The organism is Yoonia sp. R2331, from assembly GCF_041103235.1.
Taxonomy (GTDB): Bacteria; Pseudomonadota; Alphaproteobacteria; order Rhodobacterales; family Rhodobacteraceae; genus CANMYO01.
Genome location: NZ_JBGCUN010000001.1, coordinates 1,055,017 through 1,076,587, shown reverse-complemented (window position 1 = coordinate 1,076,587; position 21,571 = coordinate 1,055,017). Strand labels below are relative to the sequence as shown.

General features: G+C 60.3%; 23 protein-coding genes. 6 read left to right on the top strand and 17 right to left on the bottom strand.

Going from position 1 to position 21,571, the window contains the following annotated elements; genetic code table 11:
• Position 1: 1 nt before the first annotated feature.
• The 14 genes from AB3Y40_RS05405 to AB3Y40_RS05340 all read right to left on the bottom strand — a co-directional run bounded on the left by AB3Y40_RS05405 (position 2) and on the right by AB3Y40_RS05340 (position 11,841).
• Positions 2-124 carry a hypothetical protein gene (locus tag AB3Y40_RS05405; protein ID WP_369437771.1) on the bottom strand — a complete coding sequence of 41 codons (123 nt, stop codon included), beginning with the start codon at positions 122-124 and terminating at the stop codon, positions 2-4.
• Positions 124-462, bottom strand: coding sequence for a hypothetical protein (locus tag AB3Y40_RS05400; protein WP_369437770.1), 339 nt, complete (start codon positions 460-462; stop codon positions 124-126). The genes AB3Y40_RS05405 and AB3Y40_RS05400 overlap by 1 nt, the downstream gene beginning before the upstream one ends.
• Entirely contained in the window at positions 459-1,697 is a 1,239-nt protein-coding gene (locus AB3Y40_RS05395) for an NADH-quinone oxidoreductase subunit D (RefSeq protein WP_369437769.1), read from the bottom strand. The genes AB3Y40_RS05400 and AB3Y40_RS05395 overlap by 4 nt, the downstream gene beginning before the upstream one ends.
• On the bottom strand, positions 1,694-2,593 hold the full coding sequence (locus AB3Y40_RS05390) for a sulfotransferase (RefSeq protein WP_369437768.1): 900 nt from the start codon (positions 2,591-2,593) through the stop codon (positions 1,694-1,696). Before AB3Y40_RS05390 ends, AB3Y40_RS05395 begins: the two co-directional genes overlap by 4 nt.
• Positions 2,594-2,788: 195 nt before the next feature.
• A complete protein-coding gene (locus AB3Y40_RS05385) occupies positions 2,789-3,403 on the bottom strand; it encodes an NADH-quinone oxidoreductase subunit C (protein ID WP_369437767.1) in 615 nt (204 codons plus the stop codon).
• 42 nt (positions 3,404-3,445) lie between these two features.
• A complete protein-coding gene (locus AB3Y40_RS05380; protein WP_459553967.1) occupies positions 3,446-3,967 on the bottom strand; it encodes a NuoB/complex I 20 kDa subunit family protein in 522 nt (173 codons plus the stop codon).
• Positions 3,967-4,272, bottom strand: a complete 306-nt coding sequence (locus AB3Y40_RS05375; protein ID WP_459553987.1) for an NADH-quinone oxidoreductase subunit A — start codon at positions 4,270-4,272, stop codon at positions 3,967-3,969. Before AB3Y40_RS05375 ends, AB3Y40_RS05380 begins: the two co-directional genes overlap by 1 nt.
• A 191-nt stretch (positions 4,273-4,463) precedes the next feature.
• Complete coding sequence (locus AB3Y40_RS05370; protein WP_369439610.1) at positions 4,464-5,243, bottom strand: crotonase/enoyl-CoA hydratase family protein; 780 nt, start codon at positions 5,241-5,243, stop codon at positions 4,464-4,466.
• Positions 5,224-6,096: a hydroxymethylglutaryl-CoA lyase gene (locus AB3Y40_RS05365; RefSeq protein WP_369437764.1), complete on the bottom strand. Its 873-nt coding sequence runs from the start codon at positions 6,094-6,096 to the stop codon at positions 5,224-5,226. The genes AB3Y40_RS05370 and AB3Y40_RS05365 overlap by 20 nt, the downstream gene beginning before the upstream one ends.
• Positions 6,097-6,175: 79 nt before the next feature.
• On the bottom strand, positions 6,176-6,826 hold the full coding sequence (locus AB3Y40_RS05360) for a glutathione S-transferase family protein (protein ID WP_369437763.1): 651 nt from the start codon (positions 6,824-6,826) through the stop codon (positions 6,176-6,178).
• Positions 6,823-8,748 (bottom strand): ATP-binding protein, encoded by a 1,926-nt coding sequence (locus AB3Y40_RS05355; RefSeq protein WP_369437762.1) that lies wholly within the window; start codon positions 8,746-8,748, stop codon positions 6,823-6,825. Before AB3Y40_RS05355 ends, AB3Y40_RS05360 begins: the two co-directional genes overlap by 4 nt.
• A gap of 95 nt (positions 8,749-8,843) precedes the next feature.
• Positions 8,844-10,400, bottom strand: coding sequence for a carboxyl transferase domain-containing protein (locus AB3Y40_RS05350; RefSeq protein ID WP_369437761.1), 1,557 nt, complete (start codon positions 10,398-10,400; stop codon positions 8,844-8,846).
• Positions 10,397-10,681: a hypothetical protein gene (locus tag AB3Y40_RS05345; RefSeq protein ID WP_369437760.1), complete on the bottom strand. Its 285-nt coding sequence runs from the start codon at positions 10,679-10,681 to the stop codon at positions 10,397-10,399. The genes AB3Y40_RS05350 and AB3Y40_RS05345 overlap by 4 nt, the downstream gene beginning before the upstream one ends.
• Positions 10,678-11,841 carry an isovaleryl-CoA dehydrogenase gene (locus tag AB3Y40_RS05340; protein WP_369439609.1) on the bottom strand — a complete coding sequence of 388 codons (1,164 nt, stop codon included), beginning with the start codon at positions 11,839-11,841 and terminating at the stop codon, positions 10,678-10,680. Before AB3Y40_RS05340 ends, AB3Y40_RS05345 begins: the two co-directional genes overlap by 4 nt.
• A gap of 114 nt (positions 11,842-11,955) precedes the next feature.
• On the opposite strand from AB3Y40_RS05340, the gene AB3Y40_RS05335 reads away from it, so the two are divergent.
• Entirely contained in the window at positions 11,956-12,810 is an 855-nt protein-coding gene (locus AB3Y40_RS05335) for an aminoglycoside phosphotransferase family protein (RefSeq protein ID WP_369437759.1), read from the top strand.
• Here the strand turns inward: AB3Y40_RS05335 and AB3Y40_RS05330 are convergent.
• Positions 12,770-13,978: a DegT/DnrJ/EryC1/StrS family aminotransferase gene (locus AB3Y40_RS05330; RefSeq protein ID WP_369437758.1), complete on the bottom strand. Its 1,209-nt coding sequence runs from the start codon at positions 13,976-13,978 to the stop codon at positions 12,770-12,772. The two genes, AB3Y40_RS05335 and AB3Y40_RS05330, sit on opposite strands and share 41 nt — an antisense overlap.
• 104 nt (positions 13,979-14,082) lie before the next feature.
• On the opposite strand from AB3Y40_RS05330, the gene AB3Y40_RS05325 reads away from it, so the two are divergent.
• Positions 14,083-15,414 (top strand): MmgE/PrpD family protein, encoded by a 1,332-nt coding sequence (locus tag AB3Y40_RS05325; protein WP_369437757.1) that lies wholly within the window; start codon positions 14,083-14,085, stop codon positions 15,412-15,414.
• Here the strand turns inward: AB3Y40_RS05325 and AB3Y40_RS05320 are convergent.
• Positions 15,372-16,034, bottom strand: a complete 663-nt coding sequence (locus AB3Y40_RS05320; protein WP_369437756.1) for an HAD-IIIA family hydrolase — start codon at positions 16,032-16,034, stop codon at positions 15,372-15,374. The genes AB3Y40_RS05325 and AB3Y40_RS05320 overlap by 43 nt on opposite strands.
• Positions 16,035-16,148: 114 nt before the next feature.
• On the opposite strand from AB3Y40_RS05320, the gene glmU reads away from it, so the two are divergent.
• Genes glmU through AB3Y40_RS05305 form a run of 3 tightly spaced genes read left to right on the top strand, consistent with a single transcriptional unit; the run spans position 16,149 to position 19,985 of the window.
• Positions 16,149-17,501 carry a bifunctional UDP-N-acetylglucosamine diphosphorylase/glucosamine-1-phosphate N-acetyltransferase GlmU gene (gene glmU, locus AB3Y40_RS05315; protein WP_369437755.1) on the top strand — a complete coding sequence of 451 codons (1,353 nt, stop codon included), beginning with the start codon at positions 16,149-16,151 and terminating at the stop codon, positions 17,499-17,501.
• Between the two features lies 1 nt (position 17,502).
• Entirely contained in the window at positions 17,503-19,314 is a 1,812-nt protein-coding gene (gene glmS, locus AB3Y40_RS05310; protein ID WP_369437754.1) for a glutamine--fructose-6-phosphate transaminase (isomerizing), read from the top strand.
• Positions 19,311-19,985, top strand: a complete 675-nt coding sequence (locus AB3Y40_RS05305) for a DNA alkylation repair protein (protein WP_369437753.1) — start codon at positions 19,311-19,313, stop codon at positions 19,983-19,985. Before glmS ends, AB3Y40_RS05305 begins: the two co-directional genes overlap by 4 nt.
• 10 nt (positions 19,986-19,995) lie before the next feature.
• Here AB3Y40_RS05305 and AB3Y40_RS05300 read toward each other — a convergent pair whose 3' ends face one another.
• Positions 19,996-20,466: a D-galactarate dehydratase gene (locus AB3Y40_RS05300; protein WP_369437752.1), complete on the bottom strand. Its 471-nt coding sequence runs from the start codon at positions 20,464-20,466 to the stop codon at positions 19,996-19,998.
• Positions 20,467-20,552: 86 nt separating this feature from the next.
• Here AB3Y40_RS05300 and moaA point away from each other — a divergent pair, with 86 nt between their 5' ends.
• On the top strand, positions 20,553-21,557 hold the full coding sequence (gene moaA / locus AB3Y40_RS05295) for a GTP 3',8-cyclase MoaA (protein WP_369437751.1): 1,005 nt from the start codon (positions 20,553-20,555) through the stop codon (positions 21,555-21,557).
• Positions 21,558-21,571 lie beyond the last annotated feature (14 nt).

The window sequence follows — 21,571 nt, the reverse complement described above, 5'->3', positions numbered from 1 at the left end:
ATCAGTTCATTCCGGTCAAAAGGACGCCAGCGGTCAGGCTCGCGAAAGTCAGCGTGGGAATGGCAGTGGTGCCAAACCCTGTCAACAGCAGGACCGTGCCAATGCCCGAGCCCACCAAAATCATCAGGCGCAGGTGCTCGTGGTCACGCGGATTGCACCGTCACCTGCCACTTCAGCGCGGCCTTCGGCGCTCAATTCTGCGGTCAGCGACTTGAGCTCTTCTGTGCCGATGGTCGCCTCACTTAGGATTGCGCCCACGTTGGATGCATTCAACTGGCAACCATTCGCCTCAATCGCGCCAACCAACCGTTCTTTGGCGGTCAGCATCACAGGGGCCGGTGTTGGTGCCGGGGCAACAGCGGGGACCGGGGCCGGGTTAGATCCACGAAAATCGGGAATCTGGATCCCGTTTGCACAAGCAGATAGGGCTACGAAAGCTGTCAGCGGCAAAAAGCGTTTCATCGGTCAATCTCCCCAAAAACAACGTCCATTGTTCCAATGATGGCGGCCACGTCGGCCAGCTGGTGGCCAGTTGCCACGTGGTCCATCGCCTGCAAATGCAGGAACCCCGGCGCGCGCAGCTTGGCGCGGTAGGGTTTGTTGCTGCCGTCTGCGACCAGATAGACACCAAATTCACCCTTAGGCGCCTCGACCGCGGCATAAACTTCGCCAGCCGGGACGTGGAACCCTTCGGTATAAAGCTTGAAGTGGTGGATCAGGCTTTCCATGTCGGTCTTCATCGCGGCGCGCGTGGGCGGCGTCATCTTGCCGCGGGCCATGATGTCACCCTTTTCGTGGCGCAGCTTTTCGCAGGCCTGACGGATGATGCTGGTCGATTGCCGCATCTCTTCCATGCGGCACAGGTAGCGATCATAACAATCGCCGTTCTTGCCCACGGGAATCTGAAAGTCAAACTCGTCGTAGCATTCATAAGGCTGCGCACGGCGCAGGTCCCAGGCAAAGCCCGATCCGCGCACCATGACACCGGAAAAGCCGTAATTCTGAATGTCTTCTTCGGTGACAATGCCAATATCTGCATTGCGCTGCTTGAAAATACGGTTCTCGGTCAGCAGCCCGTCGATATCGTTCAACAGTTCGGGGAAGGCCACCGCCCAAGCATCAATATCCTCGATCAACTGATCGGGCAGGTCCTGATGCACGCCACCAGGCCGGAAGTAAGCAGCATGAAGCCGCGCACCACAGGCCCGTTCGTAAAAGATCATCAGCTTTTCACGCTCTTCAAAGCCCCAAAGCGGCGGGGTCAGCGCGCCCACATCCAGGGCCTGCGTGGTCACGTTCAGAAGGTGGTTCAACACCCGGCCAATCTCGGAGTAAAGCACCCGGATCAGGCTCGCGCGGCGCGGCACTTCGGTCTTGGTCAGCTTTTCGATGGCCAGACACCAGGCATGTTCCTGGTTCATCGGCGCCACATAATCCAGCCGGTCGAAATACGGCAGGTTCTGCAAATAGGTCCGGCTTTCCATCAGCTTTTCGGTGCCACGGTGCAGCAGCCCGATATGCGGATCGCAGCGTTCAACAATCTCGCCGTCAAGTTCCAGCACAAGACGCAAAACACCATGTGCCGCAGGGTGTTGCGGGCCAAAGTTGATGTTGAAATTGCGGATCTTCTGCTCACCCGTGCGCGCGTCGGTGGACCCGTCATCATAGGTGTTGGTGCGAATATCGCCGTCCATCATGCGCTCACCCTCTCAAGGTTGTTCTGCCACGCCTGCGGCAAGGGGCCAAAGGTCGCCCTGGCCCAGTCGTATTGATCTTTCAGGAAACTCATCGCCATCTCGCGCAGGCCCGGTTCCATCTGAACCTTGACGCCTGCATGTACCGGCTTTTGCGTATCAGCCGCTGCCTTGCGAATGCCCAGAAATCCGCAGACCTGTTCAAACCCGCCGGGGGCGAACATTTCTTCTGTGAACATCAATGACAGGCGGCTTTCGGGCACGACCGCGGTCAGGCGGTCAACGGCTGCCGCATAGTCGCTGCGCAGGCTGATCTGCGTATGAGATTCACCATTCAGTACACGGCGCAGGATGTAATTCGCGCGGCCTTCCAGCGCGTCCCCCTCGCCCACCTTGCGACGTGCGGCCATGCGTACATGGCTCCACAGCCGGGCCAGCGGATCGCGCATCAGATAGATCACGCGGGTCTTGGGGCTGACCCTAACCATCCGCTCGAGCGCGGGGCCTTCGAGCAACGCATAGCTGGGTGAGAAATCGGCGACCACGGCTTCGTCCACACGCTCGCGCGTTAGCCAATCCAGATAGGCCGCGTTGCCCTGTCGGTCAGCACATAGCATGTCGATCTGTTCGGTCAGCGCTGCGATCTGACGATCCACATTGGCCGCCTCCCAACCACGATTGCCCAGATTGGCCCGGTGACGGCTTAACCGCAACTTGTGAAGCTGCTTTTCCAGCGTTTCCAGATAGGCCAGCCGGTCCGCACCATTCACCGTATCCCAGTAATGCGCTTCCTTGACATCGCGCAGCGCGCAATCCGCATGACCCTTCAACGCGTCATGCAGCCATGACGTGCCCGCCTTGGTTGCTCCGACACAATAAAGGATCGTGGGGTCAGACATCTGGACACACCACCCCGTTCCACGAACTCAGGAGCTCTTCGCTTCTTCGAATTAAATTGTTGGTTTCCAACAGCATATCGATTTCTTGAACCTACGAACGCTTCGCAACGACGGCAGGTTTTTTTTTGAGATCAGGCAAAAGCAAAGTCATTCCCGTTCCAATCAAGACAAGAGAAAGTTGAAGGAGATAGTCAATCATTTGCTTGCCTCTTCCTTGGCCTTGTCGTCACCGGGCAGGATGTATTCCGCACCCTCCCAAGGCGACATAAAGTCGAATTGGCGGTATTCCTGCACGAGGCTCACAGGTTCATAGACCACCCGTTTCTGCACCTCATCATAGCGGACTTCGGTATAGCCAGTCGTCGGAAAATCCTTGCGCAGCGGGAATCCGCGAAAGCCATAATCGGTCAAGATGCGGCGCAGGTCTGGGTGGCCACTGAACAGAATGCCGAACATGTCAAAAATCTCGCGTTCAAACCAGTTGGCACTGGGGTGAACACTGATAATCGAGGGCAGCATATCTTCTTCGCGGATCTGCACCCGCAGCCGGATGCGGTGGTTCTGATACATGCTCAGAAAATGATAAACGACGTCAAACCGCTTGGACCGCGTCGGGTAATCCACCGCCGTGATGTCGACCAGGGTACTGAACTGGCAGGCCTGATCTTCGCGCAGGAACTCCACGAAGCCCACAAGGTTCGACGGGGCCACTGTCACTGTCAGCTCATCAAGGGTGATATCCCAGGACAAAACGCAATCCTTGCGCTTCAACTCCAGATGGGTGCCCAGTTCCTGCAAAGCTTCGGTCATTGTCTTGTCCTTTCTGCGCCCGTATCCCGCGCAGTTGCGCGCTTAGCGCTTGATCGTCCCGGTGCGGCGAATTTTGCGCTGCAATTGCAAAATGCCATAAAGCAACGCCTCTGCCGTTGGCGGACAGCCCGGCACATAGACGTCAACCGGCACGATCCGGTCACAGCCGCGCACCACCGAATAGCTGTAGTGGTAGTAACCACCACCATTGGCGCAGGACCCCATCGAGATCACGTAGCGCGGCTCTGGCATCTGGTCGTAGACCTTGCGCAGTGCTGGCGCCATCTTGTTGGTCAGCGTGCCGGCCACGATCATCAGATCGGACTGACGCGGGGATGCGCGCGGGGCTGTACCAAAACGTTCAAGGTCATAGCGCGGCATGGATGTATGCATCATCTCGACCGCGCAACAGGCCAGCCCAAAGGTCATCCAATGCAGCGACCCGGTACGCGCCCAGTTCACGATGTCCGCGGTAGAGGTCACAAGGAATCCCTTGTCCTGCAACTCGCGGTTCAGAACCTGCGTGGCAGCCTCTTTATCAGCCCCGACCTGCGTTCCGGTCATCACTCCCATTCGAGCGCCCCCTTCTTCCATTCATAAGCAAAGCCAATGGTCAGCACCGCCAGAAACACCATCATCGACCAGAAACCGACCATGCTGATGTCCTGAAAGGCCACGGCCCAAGGGAACAGGAACGCCACTTCGAGGTCGAAGATGATGAACAGGATCGACACAAGATAGAACCGCACGTCAAACTTCATCCGGGCATCATCAAATGCGTTGAACCCGCATTCATAGGCACTGACTTTTTCGGGGTCCGGGTTCCGCACCGCGACAACAGCGGCGGCCAGGATCAGGATCAGGCCCATACCAATGGCAAGGCCCAGAAAAATCAAGATTGGCAGGTATTGCGTGGCAAGCTCTTGCACGGGGGTATCCTTTCCCAAAGCGGTGCGGTGGCGAACCAGCACCATCTTAGCGCCGACACTTACCTGCCGTGCTTGGGGGGGTCAACGGCTGGCGGGCATTCTGCGACTGTTTTCCGCAGCTTGCCGCAGCTTCAGATCATCCAGCGGGCTTTGCGCTTTTCAAAAAAGGCCGCAATGCCTTCGGGCGCTTCGTCACCCTCCCATTGCGCGATCAGCGCATTGATCGAATGGGCCACCGCATCCGCGTCGATGCCCGCCCCCAGTCTTTGCGCCAAAGCCTTGGCAGCAGCCACAGCACCCGGTGCGCACTCCAGATAGGGCGCGACCTCAGCCTCGACCGCTGGATCAAGGTCGTCCGCCGCCACAACACGCGCCACGATGCCAAGCGATTGCGCCTCTGCCGCACCAAACCGCCGCGAAGACATGAAGACCTGCCGCGCCCGCGCCTCGCCCATGCGTGCAATGACATATGGCCCGATCGTCGCCGGGATCAGCCCCAACCGGGTTTCGGTCAGACCAAACATCGCGCCATCTACCGTCAGCGCCACATCGCACACGCAGGCAAGCCCGACGCCGCCACCAAAGGCATTGCCCTGAACGCGGCCAATCACGGGCTTGGGCAGGCTGTTGAGCGCGCCCAGCATGGCCGCAATCGCCTCTGCTCCGGCGCGCCGCGTCGCGGCATCTGCTGCCATCTGGCCCCGCATCCACCCCAAATCGCCGCCAGCACAAAAGGTTGGCCCATCGGCCGCCAGAACGACCACCCGCACCTGCGGATCATCGCCCAGCGCCAGCGCGGCGGCATGCAGGTCAGCAATCAAATCTGCCGACAGCGCATTGTGTTTGTCGGCGCGCGCCAGCGTCAATGTCGCCACCCCGCGCGCATCTGTCTCAACCCTGACCAGCATCATCGCATCCTCGCATCGCGCGCGCCATCCCGGCCGCGTCACCCAGCTTCCCAGCATCTACGCCAGTTTCAAAGCCTGCGTCATGCAGCATCGCCACCACGGCCTCGGTCGCAACATTGCCCGGCGCGCCCGGCGCATAGGGGCAACCGCCCAAGCCCCCGGCAGCTGCATCAAAACTGCGCAAGCCCTTCTCAAGTGACACCACGATATTCTGCAGTGCCTGCCCGCCGGTGTCATGGAAATGCCCGGCCAGCTCTGCCGCTGGCACCTCGCCCAACGCCGCATCCAGCATCTGCCCGACCCGCTCTGGCGTGCCCTTGCCAATGGTATCCCCCAATGACACCTCGCCTACGCCTAGCGCACGCAAGCCGTGCAAAACTTGGGCCACCTGCCCCGGCGGCACCTGCCCTTCATATGGGCAATCGGTCACGCAAGAGACATAGCCCCGCACCGCAACCCCCTCCTCTTGTGCCGCCGCAATCACTGGTGCGGCCCGCTCCAAACTCTCTGCGACTGAACAATTCAGATTGGCCCGGCTGAACCCTTCGGTGGCTGCCACAAACACCGCAATTGCATATTCTCCATGCCGCTTTGCCGCTTGAAACCCCTGCCAGCCGCGCATGTTGGGCACCAGCACCTCATAGACCGGCCCCGGCGACAGCGCGGCCATCACCGCATCTGTCCCAGCCATCTGCGGCACCCACTTCGGGCTGACAAAGGACCCCACCTCGATCCTTGGCAACCCGGCCCCGGCCAACGCCTCGATCAAAGCGACCTTTTCGGCCACCGGGATCACACGCGCCTCGTTCTGCAACCCATCCCGTGGGCCCACCTCGTGCAACGTCACAAAGTCCACAGCGTTCCCCGCTTCTTCTGGCCAAAATAATCCCGGGGGAGTCGCCTTGGCGACGGGGGCAGCGCCCCCAAACCCGGCGTCATTCTACCGGCCACGGTGCATAAAAGTCCCGATCATATAGCATGTCGCCGTCCGGCAATGCCGCCTGAAACGCCTCGCGTTCGGCTAGCCGCGCGTACCATGCCGCGAGCCTGGGCGTCGCGTCCAGATGCACGAAGTGTTTGGCCATAAAAACCGCCTGCCCCACCGCCACATCCGCCGCCGAAAACCCCGATCCCAAAAGATAATCGCCCGCCAGCCGCGCCTCGGTCGCCTCCAATGTCTTGCCCAGACGTGCGGCCTCCAACTTCATGATGATGGGTGAGCGCATGTAATCCTCGCGCAGCATCAGATGCTGCTGGGTCAGGTTCGCGCAATGGGCGCTGATCGTCTCGGCGAAGTGAATCCAATCCAGCCAGGCCACGTGGTCCTTGTGCCCCAAAGGCCGCCCCAGCCCGCGCGGGTCAAACCGTTCGCACAAGACCTGTAGGATTGCCCCACTTTCGCGGATGATGTGACCGTCCAGTTCCAGCGCTGGCACCCGGCCGGCGGGGTTCAGCTTCAGATAGGCCTCTGACCGCAGCGTTTTGTCGAATGGATAGACCTCAAGATCAAAGTCCACCGCCAATTCATAAAGCAACCACAGCACCCGCATGGATCGGGTGCCGGGGCAATGATGCAACCGGATCATGACGTCACCTCCAAAGTCACCAGCGGAGCGCCCGCCGCAACCTGCCCGCCCGTTATAGCGTTGACCTCTGCCACAGTTCCGTCGCGCGGACTGCGCAGCACGTGTTCCATCTTCATTGCTTCGAGAACCACCAGCCGCTGCCCTTCTGTCACCACATCACCGGGCGCGACTGCTACCGCCTGCACCAGCCCCGGCATCGGGGCCAGCACCGCATCTCCCCCTGCTGACCCGCCACCGCGCGCCAATGGATCGGGAATGTCGTAGGTGAGCGGATCTGCCCCAAAGACAGTAACCTGTGCCCCATGGGCTTGCGCGGGCGGGCAACGGCGCGTGCCAACAAACCAGTCTGCGCCGCGCCGCGTGAAATCATGCGCTTCACCGTCCAGCGTGACCCTGATCCCATCGCCTGAGACCTGCAAAACCGGGTTCAGTTCCAGATCACCAACCCGCAACGTCACACTCCGTGCCATGGGCTGCCACAGGGTAAAACCCGCATGCGCCCCCGGCTGATCACAGCCCGCTGCGACAATGGCCGCAAAACATGCCCGCCAGCCGCCTGCATCAGGTGCCGCTGCCATTTCCGGGTGGCGGGCGATCAAGCCGGTGTCCACCTCACCGCGGCCAAAGCCCGGATGTGCTGCCAACCGCTGCAGATAGCCGATGTTGGTGACCAACCCGGCCACTTCCGTATCTGCCAAGGCCCGTTGTAGCTGGCGCAAAGCCGCAGCGCGATCCGCGCCATGGGTTGTAACCTTGGCAATCATCGGGTCGTACCACGGCGAAATCTCATCCCCTGCCACCACACCGCTATCGATCCGCGACGATGCCGGAAACGCCAGATGCGCAATCCGCCCGGTCGCAGGCAGGAAACCCGCGGGCACATCCTCGGCATAAAGCCGCGCCTCGAACGCATGACCGTTGATTGCCAGATCTTCCTGGCGCGCGGGCAATCCGCCACCAGCGGCCACCTGCAATTGCCAGGCCACAAGATCCACACCGGTGATGGCTTCCGTGACCGGGTGTTCAACCTGAAGCCGCGTGTTCATTTCCATGAACCAGAACCCATCCGTGCGCAGCCCGTCTGACCCGTCCACAATGAACTCAACCGTCCCTGCCCCGGCATAACCAATCGCCTTCGCTGCCTTGACCGCCGCCGCCCCCATCGCTGCGCGCACCGCGTCAGTCATGCCCGGTGCGGGCGCCTCTTCAATCACTTTCTGATGACGCCGCTGGAGCGAGCAATCACGCTCGAACAAATGCACTGCGTCGGTGCCGTCGCCAAAGACCTGCACCTCAATATGACGCGGACTTTGGACAAACTTCTCAATCAGGACCCGGTCATTGCCAAAGGCCGTGCGCGCTTCGGTCTGGGCGCTGGTCAGATTTTCCTCAAAATCTGGGGCCGCGTTGACCAGACGCATGCCCTTACCGCCGCCGCCCGCCACAGCCTTGATGAGCACCGGATAGCCGATATCGGCGGCCGCAGCGGCCAAGCCCGCTGGTGACTGATCGTCGCCCTGATACCCCGGCACCACCGGCACGCCAGCCTGCGCCATCACATCTTTGGCGGCGTCCTTGAGCCCCATCGCCCGGATCGCGCTGGCAGATGGGCCAATGAACACCAGCCCGGCCGCCTCTACGGCCTCTACAAAGTCGGGATTCTCGGACAGAAAACCATAACCGGGATGGATCGCCTCTGCCCCGGTGTCCAACGCCGCTGCGATGATCAAATCACCGCGCAGATAACTGTCAGCCACTGGCGCAGGCCCGATGCGGACCGCATAATCCGCTTGAACCACATGCTGCGCAGTTGCATCGGCATCCGAATAGATGGCCACCGTCTCGACACCCAATTTCCGCGCAGAGCGGATCACGCGGCAAGCAATCTCGCCCCTGTTGGCGATCAAGATACGGTTAAACATCCGCGCAATCCTTGACCACAGCACGGTTAACGTGGCTTAGGGTTTGAGGATGCCCGCAATGTGTATGGTTTGTGCATGTCATGTGCATCCCCCGATCACATCCGGAACACGCCGAAACGGGTGTCCTCAATTTCGCGGTTCATCGCCGCCGCAAGCGACAACGCCAGCACTTCGCGCGATTTGCGCGGGTCAATCACGCCGTCATCCCAAAGCCGCGCGCTGGCATAAAGCGGATGCGATTGTTCCGCGAACATATCAATTGTGGGCTGTTTGAAGGCTGCTTCATCGGCCTCTGACCAGTCTTTGCCTGCGCGCTCCATTGCGTCGCGTTTGACCGTTGCCAAAACGCCTGCGGCCTGTTCTCCGCCCATCACAGCGGTGCGTGAGGTCGGCCATGACCACATGAACTCCGGGCTGTAAGCCCTGCCAGCCATGCCATAATTTCCCGCACCGTAGGATCCACCAACGACCATCGTGATCTTTGGGACCTGCGTTGTTGCGACGGCCGTGACCATCTTGGCTCCGTGCCGCGCGATACCTTCATTTTCGTACTTCTGTCCGACCATGAAGCCGGTGATGTTCTGCAGAAAGACCAGCGGGATTTTTCGTTGTGAGCAGAGTTCAACAAAATGCGCGCCCTTCTGCGCGGCCTCTGAAAACAGGACCCCGTTGTTGGCGACAATTCCGCAGGGCCAACCGTCGATCCGGGCAAACCCGGTGACCAGCGTTTCCCCGAACCGCGCCTTGAATTCATCAAACCTGGACCCGTCCACGATGCGCTTGATCACCTCGCGGATGTCATATGGTGTGCGCAAATCAGCCGGAATCACGTCGAACAATGTGTCGATGTCCATGACAGGAGGTTCGGACGGCAGTCTGTTGTTTTCAGGCGACTTTATGCTGCAACTGGCGACCGCCTGCCGCGCCAGCGCCAAGGCGTGAGCGTCATCTTCGGCCAGATAATCGGCCACGCCAGACAATCGCGTGTGAACGTCTCCACCGCCCAAATCCTCTGCGCTGACCACTTCGCCGGTGGCGGCTTTGACCAGCGGTGGCCCGGCCAGAAAGATTGTGCCCTGATCCTTCACGATGATCGAGACATCGGCCATCGCGGGCACATAGGCCCCGCCTGCCGTGCAAGAGCCCATGACCACCGCAATCTGCGGAATGCCCTTGGCGGACATCTGCGCTTGGTTATAGAAAATCCGGCCAAAGTGGTCGCGGTCGGGGAAAACCTCGTCCTGATTTGGCAAGTTTGCGCCGCCAGAATCGACCAGATAAACACATGGCAAACAACACTTTTCTGCGATCTCTTGCGCGCGGAGGTGCTTCTTGACGGTCATCGGATAATAGGTGCCGCCTTTGACGGTGGCATCATTGCACACAACCATGACCTGCTGCCCGGCCACCCGGCCGACGCCCGCAATCACGCCCGCGCAAGGGGCCGCCCCATCATACATCTCATGCGCCGCCGTCGCCCCGATTTCCAGAAAGGCGCTGCCCGGATCCAGCAAGCTCGCCACCCTGTCCCGGGGCAACATCTTGCCCCGACTGACATGTCGCGCGCGCGATTTTTCTCCGCCGCCAGCGGCTGCCGCGTCTGCAGCTTTCCGAACGATTTCAAGAGCTTCCAGATGTGCGGCTTTACTCATGCCTCTGGCCCTCCTGCCATATCAAGCAACTGCCCCTTCGCGCCTGCCGGATAGACCGCCTGCCGCCCGTCGGAATGCTGGCACCGCACCACAAGCCGAACATCGCCGTGCCCTGCGGTCGCGACACAATCTGTCAATCGCGCCCCAGCCCCGAAAGTCGCAACATATTTTGCGGCATAACGGTCAATGATCTCTGTCTCAGTCACCGGTTGCCCTGTGCGCCAGCCCAGAACAGCGGCCAGACAAATCAGTCCGGCGAACGGCAGATGCAGCCACCTCATCCCATCGCCCCCATCATCTCGCGACCCACCAGCATGCGGCGGATTTCAGAGGTGCCGGCCCCAATTTCCATCAGCTTGGCGTCGCGGAACAGGCGGGCGACGGGGGCGTCGTTCAGGAATCCGGCACCCCCCATCGCCTGCACCGCCTGATGCGCCTGTTTCATCGCTTCCTCGCTGGCATAAAGGCAGCAAGCGGCGGCGTCCTGACGGGTAACGGTGCCGCGGTCACAGGCCTTGGCGACCTCGTAAACGTAAGCCCGGGCAGAGTTCATCGCGGTATACATATCCGCGATCTTGCCCTGCATGAGCTGAAAGCTCCCAATGGGTTGGCCGAACTGTTTTCGGCTCGCCAGATAGGGCATCACTTCGTCCAGGCAGGCCGCCATGATGCCAAGGCCGATCCCCGCAAGCACAACGCGTTCGTAATCAAGCCCTGACATCAGCACAGCGACCCCGCGCCCTTCTTCGCCCAGCACGTTGTCGAACGGCACTTCGACGTCTTCAAACACCAGCTCTGCCGTGTTCGACCCGCGCATTCCCAGCTTGTCGAAATGAGGGCTGGTGCTGAAACCGGTCATTTCCTTTTCGATCAGAAAGGCCGTGATCCCGCGCGACCCCGCACCCGGATCGGTCTTGGCATAGACCACCAAGGTGTCAGCGTCCGGTCCATTTGTGATCCAGTATTTGTTGCCATTTAACCTATAGTGATCGTTGCGCTTTTCGGCCTTCAGCGACATCGACACAACGTCAGAACCGGCTCCTGCCTCTGACATCGCCAATGCGCCGATGTGTTCGCCCGACACCAGTCGCGGCAGATAGGTCTGCTTTTGCGCTTCCGTCCCATTTAGCTTGATCTGATTCACGCACAGGTTGGAATGTGCGCCGTAAGACAAGCTGACAGAGGCGCTTGCGCGCGCGATTTCTTCGACGGCGACCGTGTGAGCCAGATAGGACATGCCTGCCCCGCCGTAAGCCTCGTCCACGGTCACGCCCAACAGGCCCAATTCGCCCATTTCCGGCCAAAGTTCAGGGGGAAAGACATTGCCCGCGTCAATCTGGGCTGCCATCGGTTTGACACGGGACTGCGCCCAATTGTGGACCATATCTCGCAGGGCGTTCACCTCTTCGCCAAGGTCGAAAGTCATCGAGGACAGGAACATATGGCGGCTCCACTTAATTGAACGCTTGTTCATTTTAAGGAGATGCCTTGCCCCTGTCGAGTCATTTCTCTTACCGGATTTGCACGGGCCGGAATACCGCGTATCAAAACCGGCATGGAGATTCCTGCGGATGTCGCGCGCCTTTACCACCTGACGCCACTGCGCCATGTCGCCAAGACAGGAATCGCGGATATCTGGCACGTCAGGCTGCCTGATGGCCGCGACGCCGCACTCAAGGTTTATGAAGCGCGCGATCCGCGTGATGAGGCACCCGGTTTTGACGTCATGCGCACCGCTGATGGCAGCGGGGCCGCACAGGTTTTTGCCTACGGTGACGGGGTTGCATTGCTGGAATGGTTGGATGGTCCGACGCTGGGCGACCGGGTGCGCGCGGGCAATGTGGCGACGGCTGATCACGATCTTGTCCAGACGTCGCAGGCCATGCATGCGGCGATCACATCGGTCAACCGGCCTTTGCGCAGCGTGCGCGACTGGTTCGAGGCGCTTTTCGCGATGACGTTTGACCCGTCCTGTCCCGCGTCCTTGGTTGCAGACATCAGGAACTGCCAGCAACTGGCGCGGACGTTGTTGGCTACAGAACAAGTTACGCGGCCGTTGCACGGCGATTATCACCACGACAACGTGAAACGGGGGCCAAACGGCTACCGCGCGTTTGATGCAAAAGGTGTCATGGGCGAAGCCGCGTTTGAGGCGTCCAATACCTTTCGCAACCCACTTGGTGCCGATGACGTCATCCGGGATGAGACCCGCGCAATGCGGCTGGCAGAAGACTGGGCAATAGCAACGCAGACCCCGCAGCGACGGATTCTGCAATGGGCGGCGGCGCGCGGGGCGCTGTCACTGGCGTGGTCCTGTAGCGGCCATTTGACACCGGATACAGAGGATCTCGATCTGGTGCCGCTTTACCTTAGGCTGGCTGCGGCTGCATCGCCTGATACACCGCGCTGACTTCTGACCTGATAATCCGCGCGATCAAGGCGCAATCGTCTTCACTAAAGGTCAGCGGCAAACGCATATCAACGATCCCTGACAGTATTCTGTCGCTGGCTGGCATTCGGTCAGAAGGCGCATAACGCCAACTGTCATAGCGGCTGGTAAAGCCCACAGGTTCCGCCCCGCCAAACCACTTCAGCTCTACCCCGCGTGCAGCACAGCGCGCCTGCACTTCGGCGATCGCATCGTCCGACCACTCCAGCAGCAGGAACTGAAAGGACGAGGCGACAAAGCCTTCTTTCGCGGAGCGTGGCACCAAAGTCAGGCCCGGCACATCACGTAAACCCGCCTCGACCACGCGGTAGCGCGCATTCCACCGCGCGGCTTGCGTGCCAAGATTGCGCAACTGGGGCCGCAGGATCGCCGCGCGCAGATTGTCCATCCGGCCAGAGATATTTGGGGTTTCATAGCGTGCGGTGGCAAAGGCTTCTGGCGGCGGCCCGGCGGCATGCGTGCCATACAGCATATAGCTACCCGACAGCATCGTTGCCCGCGCCATGCCATCCGCGTCATCTGACACCAGCAGCCCGCCCTCGCCCGAGTTGATATGCTTGTAGGTCTGTGTGGAAAAACAACCAAAACGCCCAAAGGTCCCCGATGGCTTGCCGTTCCAGGTGGCCCCCATCGTATGCGCGCAATCTTCGATCACGATGACGCCCGCCGCGTCACACAACGCCATCAGCGCGTCCATATCGCACAGATGGCCGCGCATATGGCTGAGCAGCAGGACTTTCGCCTGCTCCAGTTTGCCGGCCAGATCATCAAGATCAATGACCAAGGCCTTTGTCACGCCGACATAAACCGGCACGCCGCCGACACCGGCAATCGCGCCGGGGACGGGTGCCAATGTAAAGGCATTGGTGAGCACCTTGTCGCCCGGCTGTACACCGCAGGCGCGCAATGCAGTGCCAATGGCATAGCCGCCTGACGCCACAGCAAGGCAATAGGCCGCCCCGACAGAGGCGGCAAACTCCTGTTCGAGCAACACTGTTTCCGCCACCTCGCCCGGAACTGTGTTGTACCGATGTAAACGACCACCCTGCATCACAGAGATCGCGGCTTGGATCGCCTCCTCCGGGATGGGTTCTTGCTGGGTAAAACTGCCGGTGAATCGTTCTGTCATGGTGCGACAATGCCTTGGTGTAAGCGCTTACGTCAATCGGGCTCGGGCGACATGCATGTCGCATTCAGACGCGCCGGGCAAATTGCAGATGCCAAGCTAGGATCATGCAACCGCGCGATTTCATCCATGACTTTCAGCTGCACGACCTGCCTGCACAAGTCGCCGCGCAACTTCCGCTCGCGTTAATGGACCTTATTGGTGTGGCCGCTGGTGGTGCCGAAACCCGTGCAGCCGGGAATATGGCGCAGCTCGCATGCCAACAATTCGGCGGCACACAGCCGATGTTATTTGCAAATGGCACGGCGTCTTCCTCTGGTGTTGCATTGTCTGCTGGCATGACCATTGACGCGCTCGATTTTCACGATGGCTTTAACCCCGCCAAGGGCCACATCGGCTGCCCGTTGTTTGCCGCGATCCTGCCAGTGGCACATCGCCTTGACGCCAGCGGGCTCGATTTTCTGGCGGCCCTTGCAATGGGCTACGAATTCGGCGCGCGCGCCTCGGTTGCGCAGCACGCCACTGCACCTGACTACCACACCTCTGGGTCTTGGGGTGCGGTGACCGCGGCTGCGGCCTGTGCGCGCCTGATGGGTTTGGATGCGACACAGACCCGGCACGCACTGGGGATCGCGGAATACCACGGGCCGCGCAGCCAGATGATGCGCTGCATCGACCACCCCACGATGCTGAAAGACGGATCCTCTTGGGGTGCGATGGCGGGCGTTGCGGCAGCAGAACTTGCCGCCATGGGCTTTACCGGCGCGCCTGCGATCACGGTCGAGGATGCGCCGGATCATTGGGCGGATCTTGGGCATGTTTGGCAGCTAAATCAGCAGTATTACAAAAACTACCCGGTCTGCCGGTGGGCCCAGCCCCCGATTGAGGCGGCATTGTCGTTGATGCGGGATCACAGCCTTCACCACAGCGCCATCACTGGCCTGCACGTCACAACCTTCCATGCCGCAACACGCCTCGCCACCGCGCATCCCGCAACCACCGAAGAGGCGCAATATTCCACCACCTTCCCCACGGCAGTGGCAATCGTGCGCGGCGACGTCACCCCTGCGGACATTGCCGATGATGCGTTGAATGATGCCGATGTGAACCGCTTGTCAGGCTTGATGACGTTTTCAGAGGATGATCACGCCAATGCGGTTTTTCCACATCAGCGGGTGGCTCAGGTAACCCTGACGCTCGCAGACGGGCAGACCCTGACGAGTGACTGGCACGAACCGCGGTGGGATGCGACCGATCCGCCAGAGGCGTCCGAGCTACGCGCCAAATTCGCCGCCCTGACAAGGCCGCGCCTTGGCGCTGCCTGGTCGGCAAACATTCTAGAGGCGATCAACACACTGAACGGCAGGCCTTTTGCCGATCTCGCAGCCTTGATCTGTCAGCCGATCAACCGCGACACCTCTGCCGGCAACTCTGCATAGCTGCTGATCAGCCCTTCGGGTTCAAGGGCGGCCATATCGCCGCCACCGGGGCCAAACGTGACAAGGATACTCGGCACCCCAGCGTTTCGTGCGGTATTGCGGTCGGTGTCGGTGTCACCCACCAGCACAACACGGCGCGGATCAGCGCCAGCGCGACGTGCGGTTTCATCCAAATGTTCCGGGTCTGGTTTGCGCACAGGCAAGCTGTCAGCCCCCAGCACGGCCCCAAAGTCTTCCAAAACTCCCAGCGATGTCAAAAGCTGCCGCGCCAAACCCTCGGGCTTGTTTGTGCAAATGGCGACTTTATAGCCCGCGCCGCGCAAATCACGCACCGCATCCATCGCGCCGGGATAAAGGACGGTGTGGGTGTCAATCGCACCCTCATAGTGCTGCAAAAGCGGCCGATACTGGCGATCCACCTCGTCTTCGCCGTGACTGCCGGTGCGCGCAAAGCCAAGCCGCAGCATCGCACGTCCACCTTTCAGCGCAGTTCCCGCATCTCGGACCGGATCAAGCACATCCCCAAGCCCAAGCTGGCGAAAGCAAGCATTCGCCGCTGCGATAAGATCACCGCTGGTGTCCGCCAACGTCCCATCAAGATCAAAAATAACGCCGCGCATCCTGCCCCCGTTGCCTGTGTGGGGTTGTAACGATGCGTAATTGGATGTGAAGCCCCAAGTCTTGTGATATCCTTCAAAGCGGATACAAGACCCAAAAACGGGCGAGACAGGTTCATGGCGACAGCTTTCATCATTTTGGCGGCAGGCAAAGGCACGCGGATGCAATCCGACCTGCCCAAAGTGCTGCACCCTTTGGCCGGTGCCCCGCTATTGATCCATGCGATGAAATCCGGCGCGGCACTCGCGCCAGAGCGCAACGTGGTTGTAGCGGGTCATGGCGCAGAGCAGGTCCGTGAGGTTGCAACCGAATGGGACCCTGAGGCGCAGATTGTCGTGCAAGATGAACAGCTTGGCACCGCTCATGCCGTCGCACAGGCGGCACCTGCCCTGCAGGATTTTGCGGGCGATGCCTTTGTCCTTTATGGCGACACACCCTTTATTTCACCAGACACGCTGGCCGCGATGGCCGCCGCACGGATCACCCATGACGTGGTTGTTCTGGGGTTCGAGGCAGCAGACCCCGGCCGCTATGGCCGGTTGGTCATGGATGGCACCACATTGACCCGGATTGTCGAGTTCAAAGACGCCGATGAAGTCACCCGCGCAATCACAATGTGCAATTCAGGTGTGGTTTGCGCCGATGCCGCCACGCTTTTTGATTTGGTGAATGCCGTTGGCAACGACAACGCCGCTGGTGAGTATTACCTGACCGACATCGTGGCCATTGCCCGTGAGCGCGGCCTGACTGCCACCGCCGTGGCCTGTGAAGAGGCTGAAACCCTTGGTATCAATTCGCGCGCCGAGCTGGCCGCGGCAGAGGCGCAGTTTCAAGCCCGCGCCCGCACCGATCTTATTGCGCAAGGCGTGACGCTTCAGGCCCCTGACACGCTTTTTGTGTCGCACGACACGGTGATCGGGCGCGACGCGGTGATAGAGCCCAATGTGGTCATGGCCCCCGGTGTGACGGTCGAAACCGGCGCCACGATCCGCGCCTTTTCCCATCTTGAAGGGTGCCATGTCAGCCGCGGTGCGATTGTTGGCCCCTACGCCCGCCTGCGTCCGGGTGCAGAGCTGGCCGAGGACGTGAGGATTGGCAACTTTGTCGAAATCAAAAGCGCCCAGATCGCCGAAGGGGCCAAGGTCAACCACCTGTCCTATGTGGGCAACGCCACTATTGGCGCACGCAGCAATGTGGGTGCGGGGGTGATCACCTGCAATTACGACGGTGTTTTCAAGCATCAAACCACCATTGGTGAAAACGTCTTTGTCGGCTCAAACACCATGCTGGTCGCCCCGGTGACGCTTGGGGATGACGCGATGACCGCCAGTGGATCGGTCATCACACGCGACGTGCCAGCCGGTGATCTGGCGGTCGCCCGCGCGCGGCAAGACAACAAGCCGGGGTTCGCGCGGCGGATGTTTGCAAAGTTGAAAAAAATCAAAGCTGACAAGGCAAAAGGGGCCTGAAATGTGTGGCATTGTTGGTGTTCTGGGCGATCATGAAGCAGCCCCCATCCTTGTCGAGGCGCTCAAGCGGCTTGAGTATCGCGGCTACGACAGCGCTGGCATCGCCACGATCCACAACAAACGGCTCGACCGGCGGCGCGCGGTGGGCAAGCTGGTCAACCTTTCGGATGCGCTGGTGCATGACCCGTTGGCGGGCAAATCCGGCATTGGCCATACCCGCTGGGCCACACACGGCGCGCCCACAGTCTCAAACGCTCATCCCCATGCCGCCACTGGGGTGGCCGTGGTGCACAATGGCATCATCGAAAATTTCCGCGAGCTGCGCGAGTTTCTGGCGGCGCAAGGCATCGGCTTTTCAACAGAGACCGACACTGAAACTGTGGCCCTCTTGGCGCAATACTACCTTGACCAAGGCAACAGCCCCCGTGACGCCGCCGAACAGACCATTGCCCGGCTCGACGGGGCATATGCGCTGTGTTTCCTGTTTGATGGCGAGGATGATTTGCTGATCGCGGCGCGCAAAGGCTCTCCGCTTGCCATTGGGCATGGGAACGGAGAGATGTTCGTCGGCTCTGACGCGATTGCGCTGGCGCCGATGACAGACAAAATCACCTATCTGGACGAGGGCGACTGGGCCATCATCACCCGGAATTCGGTTGAAATCCGCGACGCCAATGGTGCGCTGGCGAACCGTGATATGCGTGTGATCCAGATCGACACCGCCCGTGTGGACAAGGCCGGATTCAAGCACTTCATGGCCAAGGAAATCGCCGAGCAACCCACCGTACTGCAGGGCGCGCTGGCGCATTATGCCGATGGCGCGCAGATCACCCTGCCCGCCCCCGGCCTTGATTTCGCGCAAGTTGACCGGCTGACAATGGTGGCCTGCGGCACGGCCTATTATGCTTGCATGGTTGCGAAATACTGGTTCGAACAAATCGCCCGACTGCCGGTTGAAATCGACGTCGCGTCAGAGTTCCGCTACCGCGAACCCCCTGTCACCAAAGGCACCGTCGCACTTTTCGTCAGCCAATCAGGAGAGACCGCCGATACCCTGGCCGCGCTGCGCTACATGGATGGCAAGGCCGACAAGATCGTTTCGGTCGTCAATGTCGCCGAAAGCTCGATCGCGCGCGAAAGCGATCTGGCCTTGCCGATCCTTGCCGGCGCAGAAATTGGCGTGGCCTCGACCAAGGCTTTCACCTGCCAACTTGCGACGCTTGCGATGCTGGTCCTGAAAGCCGCGCAAGATCGCGGGCATCTTGATGACGTCTCTGACCTGCTGGCAGCGATGAATGGCTTGCCCGGTCTGATGAACGCAGCACTGACCATCGAAGGTGCTGTGCATGACATTGCACAAGATCTGGCAGAGTCGCGCGACATCCTGTTCCTGGGCCGTGGGCAGATGTATCCACTTGCGCACGAAGGCGCGCTAAAGCTGAAAGAAATCAGTTATATACACGCCGAAGCTTATGCCTCTGGCGAGCTCAAGCATGGCCCGATCGCCTTGGTTGACGCCCATGTCCCGGTGATTGTCATGGCCCCGCGCGATGCGCTTTTCGACAAGACGATCTCGAACATGCAAGAGGTTATGGCTCGCGGTGGCAAGGTCTTGTTAATCACCGACCGAAAAGGCGCCGAAGAGGCCGGTGATGGCGTTTGGCGCACCCTGATCATGCCAGAAGTGCCCGACCTGTTGGCCCCCATCGTTTATGCGGTGCCCGCGCAATTGCTGGCCTATCATACAGCTGTTGCCAAAGGCACGGATGTGGACCAGCCGCGCAACCTTGCCAAGTCTGTGACGGTCGAATGAAGGCATCCGATGCCCTCGCTCAATTGGGGGGCGACCCCGGCAAAGCCGCCGAAATGGCCGCCTATCATAAGGCGCCGCGCGTCTATCTGGGCGTCGCAAACCCGGTCATTGACGCGCAGGTTAAGCAGTGGCGCGCGGCACTGACGCTTCAGGACCGGTTGGCGTTGTCGGCTGATCTTTGGGACAGCGATGTGCATGAGGGCAGGATCGCTGCCGCAAAGCTGTTGACCCAGGCCCGTATCCGCCCTGACGACACCGATGCCTGGGAACTGATCAAAACCTGGGTTCCGTCATTTGACGCCTGGGCCGTGGCTGACCACGCCAGCATTGCCGGGCAAAAGCGACTGGTGATGGACCCGGCGCGGCTGGACCAGATCGAAGGGTGGACCACCTCGGACCATATGTGGACCAAACGCGCGGCTTTGGTCATGACACTGCCGTGGACCAAGCAGAACAATCCAAAACCCGCCGAATTGGACGCGCGTGATCGCGTTTTAGGCTGGGCCGCGACCTATGTGACGGACCATGATTGGTTCATTCAAAAGGCCGTCGCGTGGTGGTTGCGCGAGTTATCAAAGCACGATGCGCCACGGGTCGTAGCGTTTCTGGATCAATACGGCGAAGCCATGAAACCCTTTTCCCGCAAGGAAGCCGCGCGCAAGTTGCCCTGACCGGGCCCGTCTATTCCGCGAAGATCATGATCTCGTGCAAACCGACCAGCGGCGCTTCGAGCAGGCGCATTGCCGCAAGCGAGATTTCAGCACCCGATCCCGCTTGCCCCCCGGATGGCCGCAACTCCACGTTCACCGAATTGCCTTCCCATGTGATCCGCCCCGGTTTGAGTTCTGTGACAAGGGCTGTTTCAACCCAAATCCCCGGATCTGCGGGATTACCAAGCGCGCCGATGGCTGTGCCAAGCGCTGTTTCACCCGCGGGTTCGGGGGCGGCAAGTGCCGCTTCTCGGTCTTCGGCGGTTGTGGTGTCGAATTCCGCGACCGTCCGCGCTGTGGGTGGCGGTGGCGGTGGCGGTGTTGGATCAAGGGTCGGCGCAGGTGGCTCAACGGGCGCATCTACCACCGGTGGTGCAAAGGCCGCCTGAAATTCAGTACAGGCTGAAAGGGCAAGCGCGGGCATCAAAATAAGGCGTTTCATAACAAGGACGTTATGCTGCGGGCTGCGGGGTGACAAGCGCTGTGTCATGTCTTGCGCAAGGCCTTGCCGGGGCATAGTCTTTCGCAATGACCGCCCCCCTGATCGACCCATTTGCACGCCCGATTACCTATCTGCGCCTGTCCGTGACAGACCGCTGCGATTTTCGTTGCGTGTACTGCATGTCGGAAAATATGACCTTTCTGCCCAAGAAAGACCTGCTGACGCTGGAAGAGCTTGACCGACTGTGCACGGCCTTCATCGGACTGGGCGTCAAAAAGCTGCGGATCACCGGCGGTGAGCCTTTGGTGCGCCGGGATATCTTGAGCTTTTTCAATGGGATGTCGCGCCATCTTGAAAGCGGCGCGTTGGAAGAGTTGACGCTGACCACCAATGGAAGCCAGTTGGAGAAACACGCCGCAGCACTTTATGCGGCGGGGGTGCGGCGGGTGAATGTGTCACTTGATACGCTGGACGAGGCGAAATTTGCGCAGATCACCCGTTGGGGACGGTTGCCGCAGGTTCTGCGTGGCATTGAAGCCGCGCAAGCCGTTGGCTTAAAAGTGAAAATCAATGCTGTGGCGCTAAAAGACTTTAACGAGGATGAGCTTTTCACGCTGACCACGTGGTGTGCGGAACGTGGCCTCGACCTGACTTTCATTGAGGTTATGCCAATGGGCGATATCGGCAATGAGGACCGGATCGGGCAATACTGGTCGCTGAAAGACCTGCGCGCCACGCTTGAGACGCAGCACGCATTGACCGATCTGCCCGACCGCACCGGCGGCCCCGCGCGATATGTGCGCGTGAACGAAACCGGTCAACGCATTGGTTTTATTACACCTTTGTCGCATAACTTTTGCGAAAGCTGTAACCGCGTGCGGATCACCTGCACCGGCGAGATCTATACCTGCCTGGGGCAGGAAGGGCATGCCGATCTGCGCGCACCTTTACGGTCGTCTGAAAGCGATGGCCCGCTCAATGATGCGATCCGGGCGGCGATTGCGCTGAAACCCAAGGGCCATGATTTCGACTATTCCCGGCAAACGGTAGACGGCCAAGTCAGCCGCCACATGAGCCATACGGGCGGTTAAGATTCCGCATACAC

What these genes read in the sequence shown, in the direction of transcription:
- AB3Y40_RS05360 (WP_369437763.1), bottom strand. Translation starts at nt 6,826, where the DNA reads ATGATCCGGTTGCATCATTGCCCCGGCACCCGATCCATGCGGGTGCTG.
- glmU (WP_369437755.1), top strand. Translation starts at nt 16,149, where the DNA reads ATGGCGACAGCTTTCATCATTTTGGCGGCAGGCAAAGGCACGCGGATG.
- AB3Y40_RS05350 (WP_369437761.1), bottom strand. Translation starts at nt 10,400, where the DNA reads ATGAGTAAAGCCGCACATCTGGAAGCTCTTGAAATCGTTCGGAAAGCT.
- AB3Y40_RS05395 (WP_369437769.1), bottom strand. Translation starts at nt 1,697, where the DNA reads ATGATGGACGGCGATATTCGCACCAACACCTATGATGACGGGTCCACC.
- AB3Y40_RS05305 (WP_369437753.1), top strand. Translation starts at nt 19,311, where the DNA reads ATGAAGGCATCCGATGCCCTCGCTCAATTGGGGGGCGACCCCGGCAAA.
- AB3Y40_RS05385 (WP_369437767.1), bottom strand. Translation starts at nt 3,403, where the DNA reads ATGACCGAAGCTTTGCAGGAACTGGGCACCCATCTGGAGTTGAAGCGC.
- AB3Y40_RS05355 (WP_369437762.1), bottom strand. Translation starts at nt 8,748, where the DNA reads ATGTTTAACCGTATCTTGATCGCCAACAGGGGCGAGATTGCTTGCCGC.
- AB3Y40_RS05380 (WP_459553967.1), bottom strand. Translation starts at nt 3,967, where the DNA reads ATGACCGGAACGCAGGTCGGGGCTGATAAAGAGGCTGCCACGCAGGTT.
- AB3Y40_RS05405 (WP_369437771.1), bottom strand. Translation starts at nt 124, where the DNA reads ATGATTTTGGTGGGCTCGGGCATTGGCACGGTCCTGCTGTTGACAGGG.
- glmS (WP_369437754.1), top strand. Translation starts at nt 17,503, where the DNA reads ATGTGTGGCATTGTTGGTGTTCTGGGCGATCATGAAGCAGCCCCCATC.
- AB3Y40_RS05330 (WP_369437758.1), bottom strand. Translation starts at nt 13,978, where the DNA reads ATGACAGAACGATTCACCGGCAGTTTTACCCAGCAAGAACCCATCCCG.
- AB3Y40_RS05340 (WP_369439609.1), bottom strand. Translation starts at nt 11,841, where the DNA reads ATGTTCCTGTCCTCGATGACTTTCGACCTTGGCGAAGAGGTGAACGCC.
- AB3Y40_RS05345 (WP_369437760.1), bottom strand. Translation starts at nt 10,681, where the DNA reads ATGAGGTGGCTGCATCTGCCGTTCGCCGGACTGATTTGTCTGGCCGCT.
- AB3Y40_RS05300 (WP_369437752.1), bottom strand. Translation starts at nt 20,466, where the DNA reads ATGAAACGCCTTATTTTGATGCCCGCGCTTGCCCTTTCAGCCTGTACT.
- AB3Y40_RS05400 (WP_369437770.1), bottom strand. Translation starts at nt 462, where the DNA reads ATGAAACGCTTTTTGCCGCTGACAGCTTTCGTAGCCCTATCTGCTTGT.
- AB3Y40_RS05390 (WP_369437768.1), bottom strand. Translation starts at nt 2,593, where the DNA reads ATGTCTGACCCCACGATCCTTTATTGTGTCGGAGCAACCAAGGCGGGC.
- moaA (WP_369437751.1), top strand. Translation starts at nt 20,553, where the DNA reads ATGACCGCCCCCCTGATCGACCCATTTGCACGCCCGATTACCTATCTG.
- AB3Y40_RS05370 (WP_369439610.1), bottom strand. Translation starts at nt 5,243, where the DNA reads ATGATGCTGGTCAGGGTTGAGACAGATGCGCGCGGGGTGGCGACATTG.
- AB3Y40_RS05335 (WP_369437759.1), top strand. Translation starts at nt 11,956, where the DNA reads ATGGAGATTCCTGCGGATGTCGCGCGCCTTTACCACCTGACGCCACTG.
- AB3Y40_RS05325 (WP_369437757.1), top strand. Translation starts at nt 14,083, where the DNA reads ATGCAACCGCGCGATTTCATCCATGACTTTCAGCTGCACGACCTGCCT.
- AB3Y40_RS05320 (WP_369437756.1), bottom strand. Translation starts at nt 16,034, where the DNA reads ATGCGCGGCGTTATTTTTGATCTTGATGGGACGTTGGCGGACACCAGC.
- AB3Y40_RS05375 (WP_459553987.1), bottom strand. Translation starts at nt 4,272, where the DNA reads ATGGGCCTGATCCTGATCCTGGCCGCCGCTGTTGTCGCGGTGCGGAAC.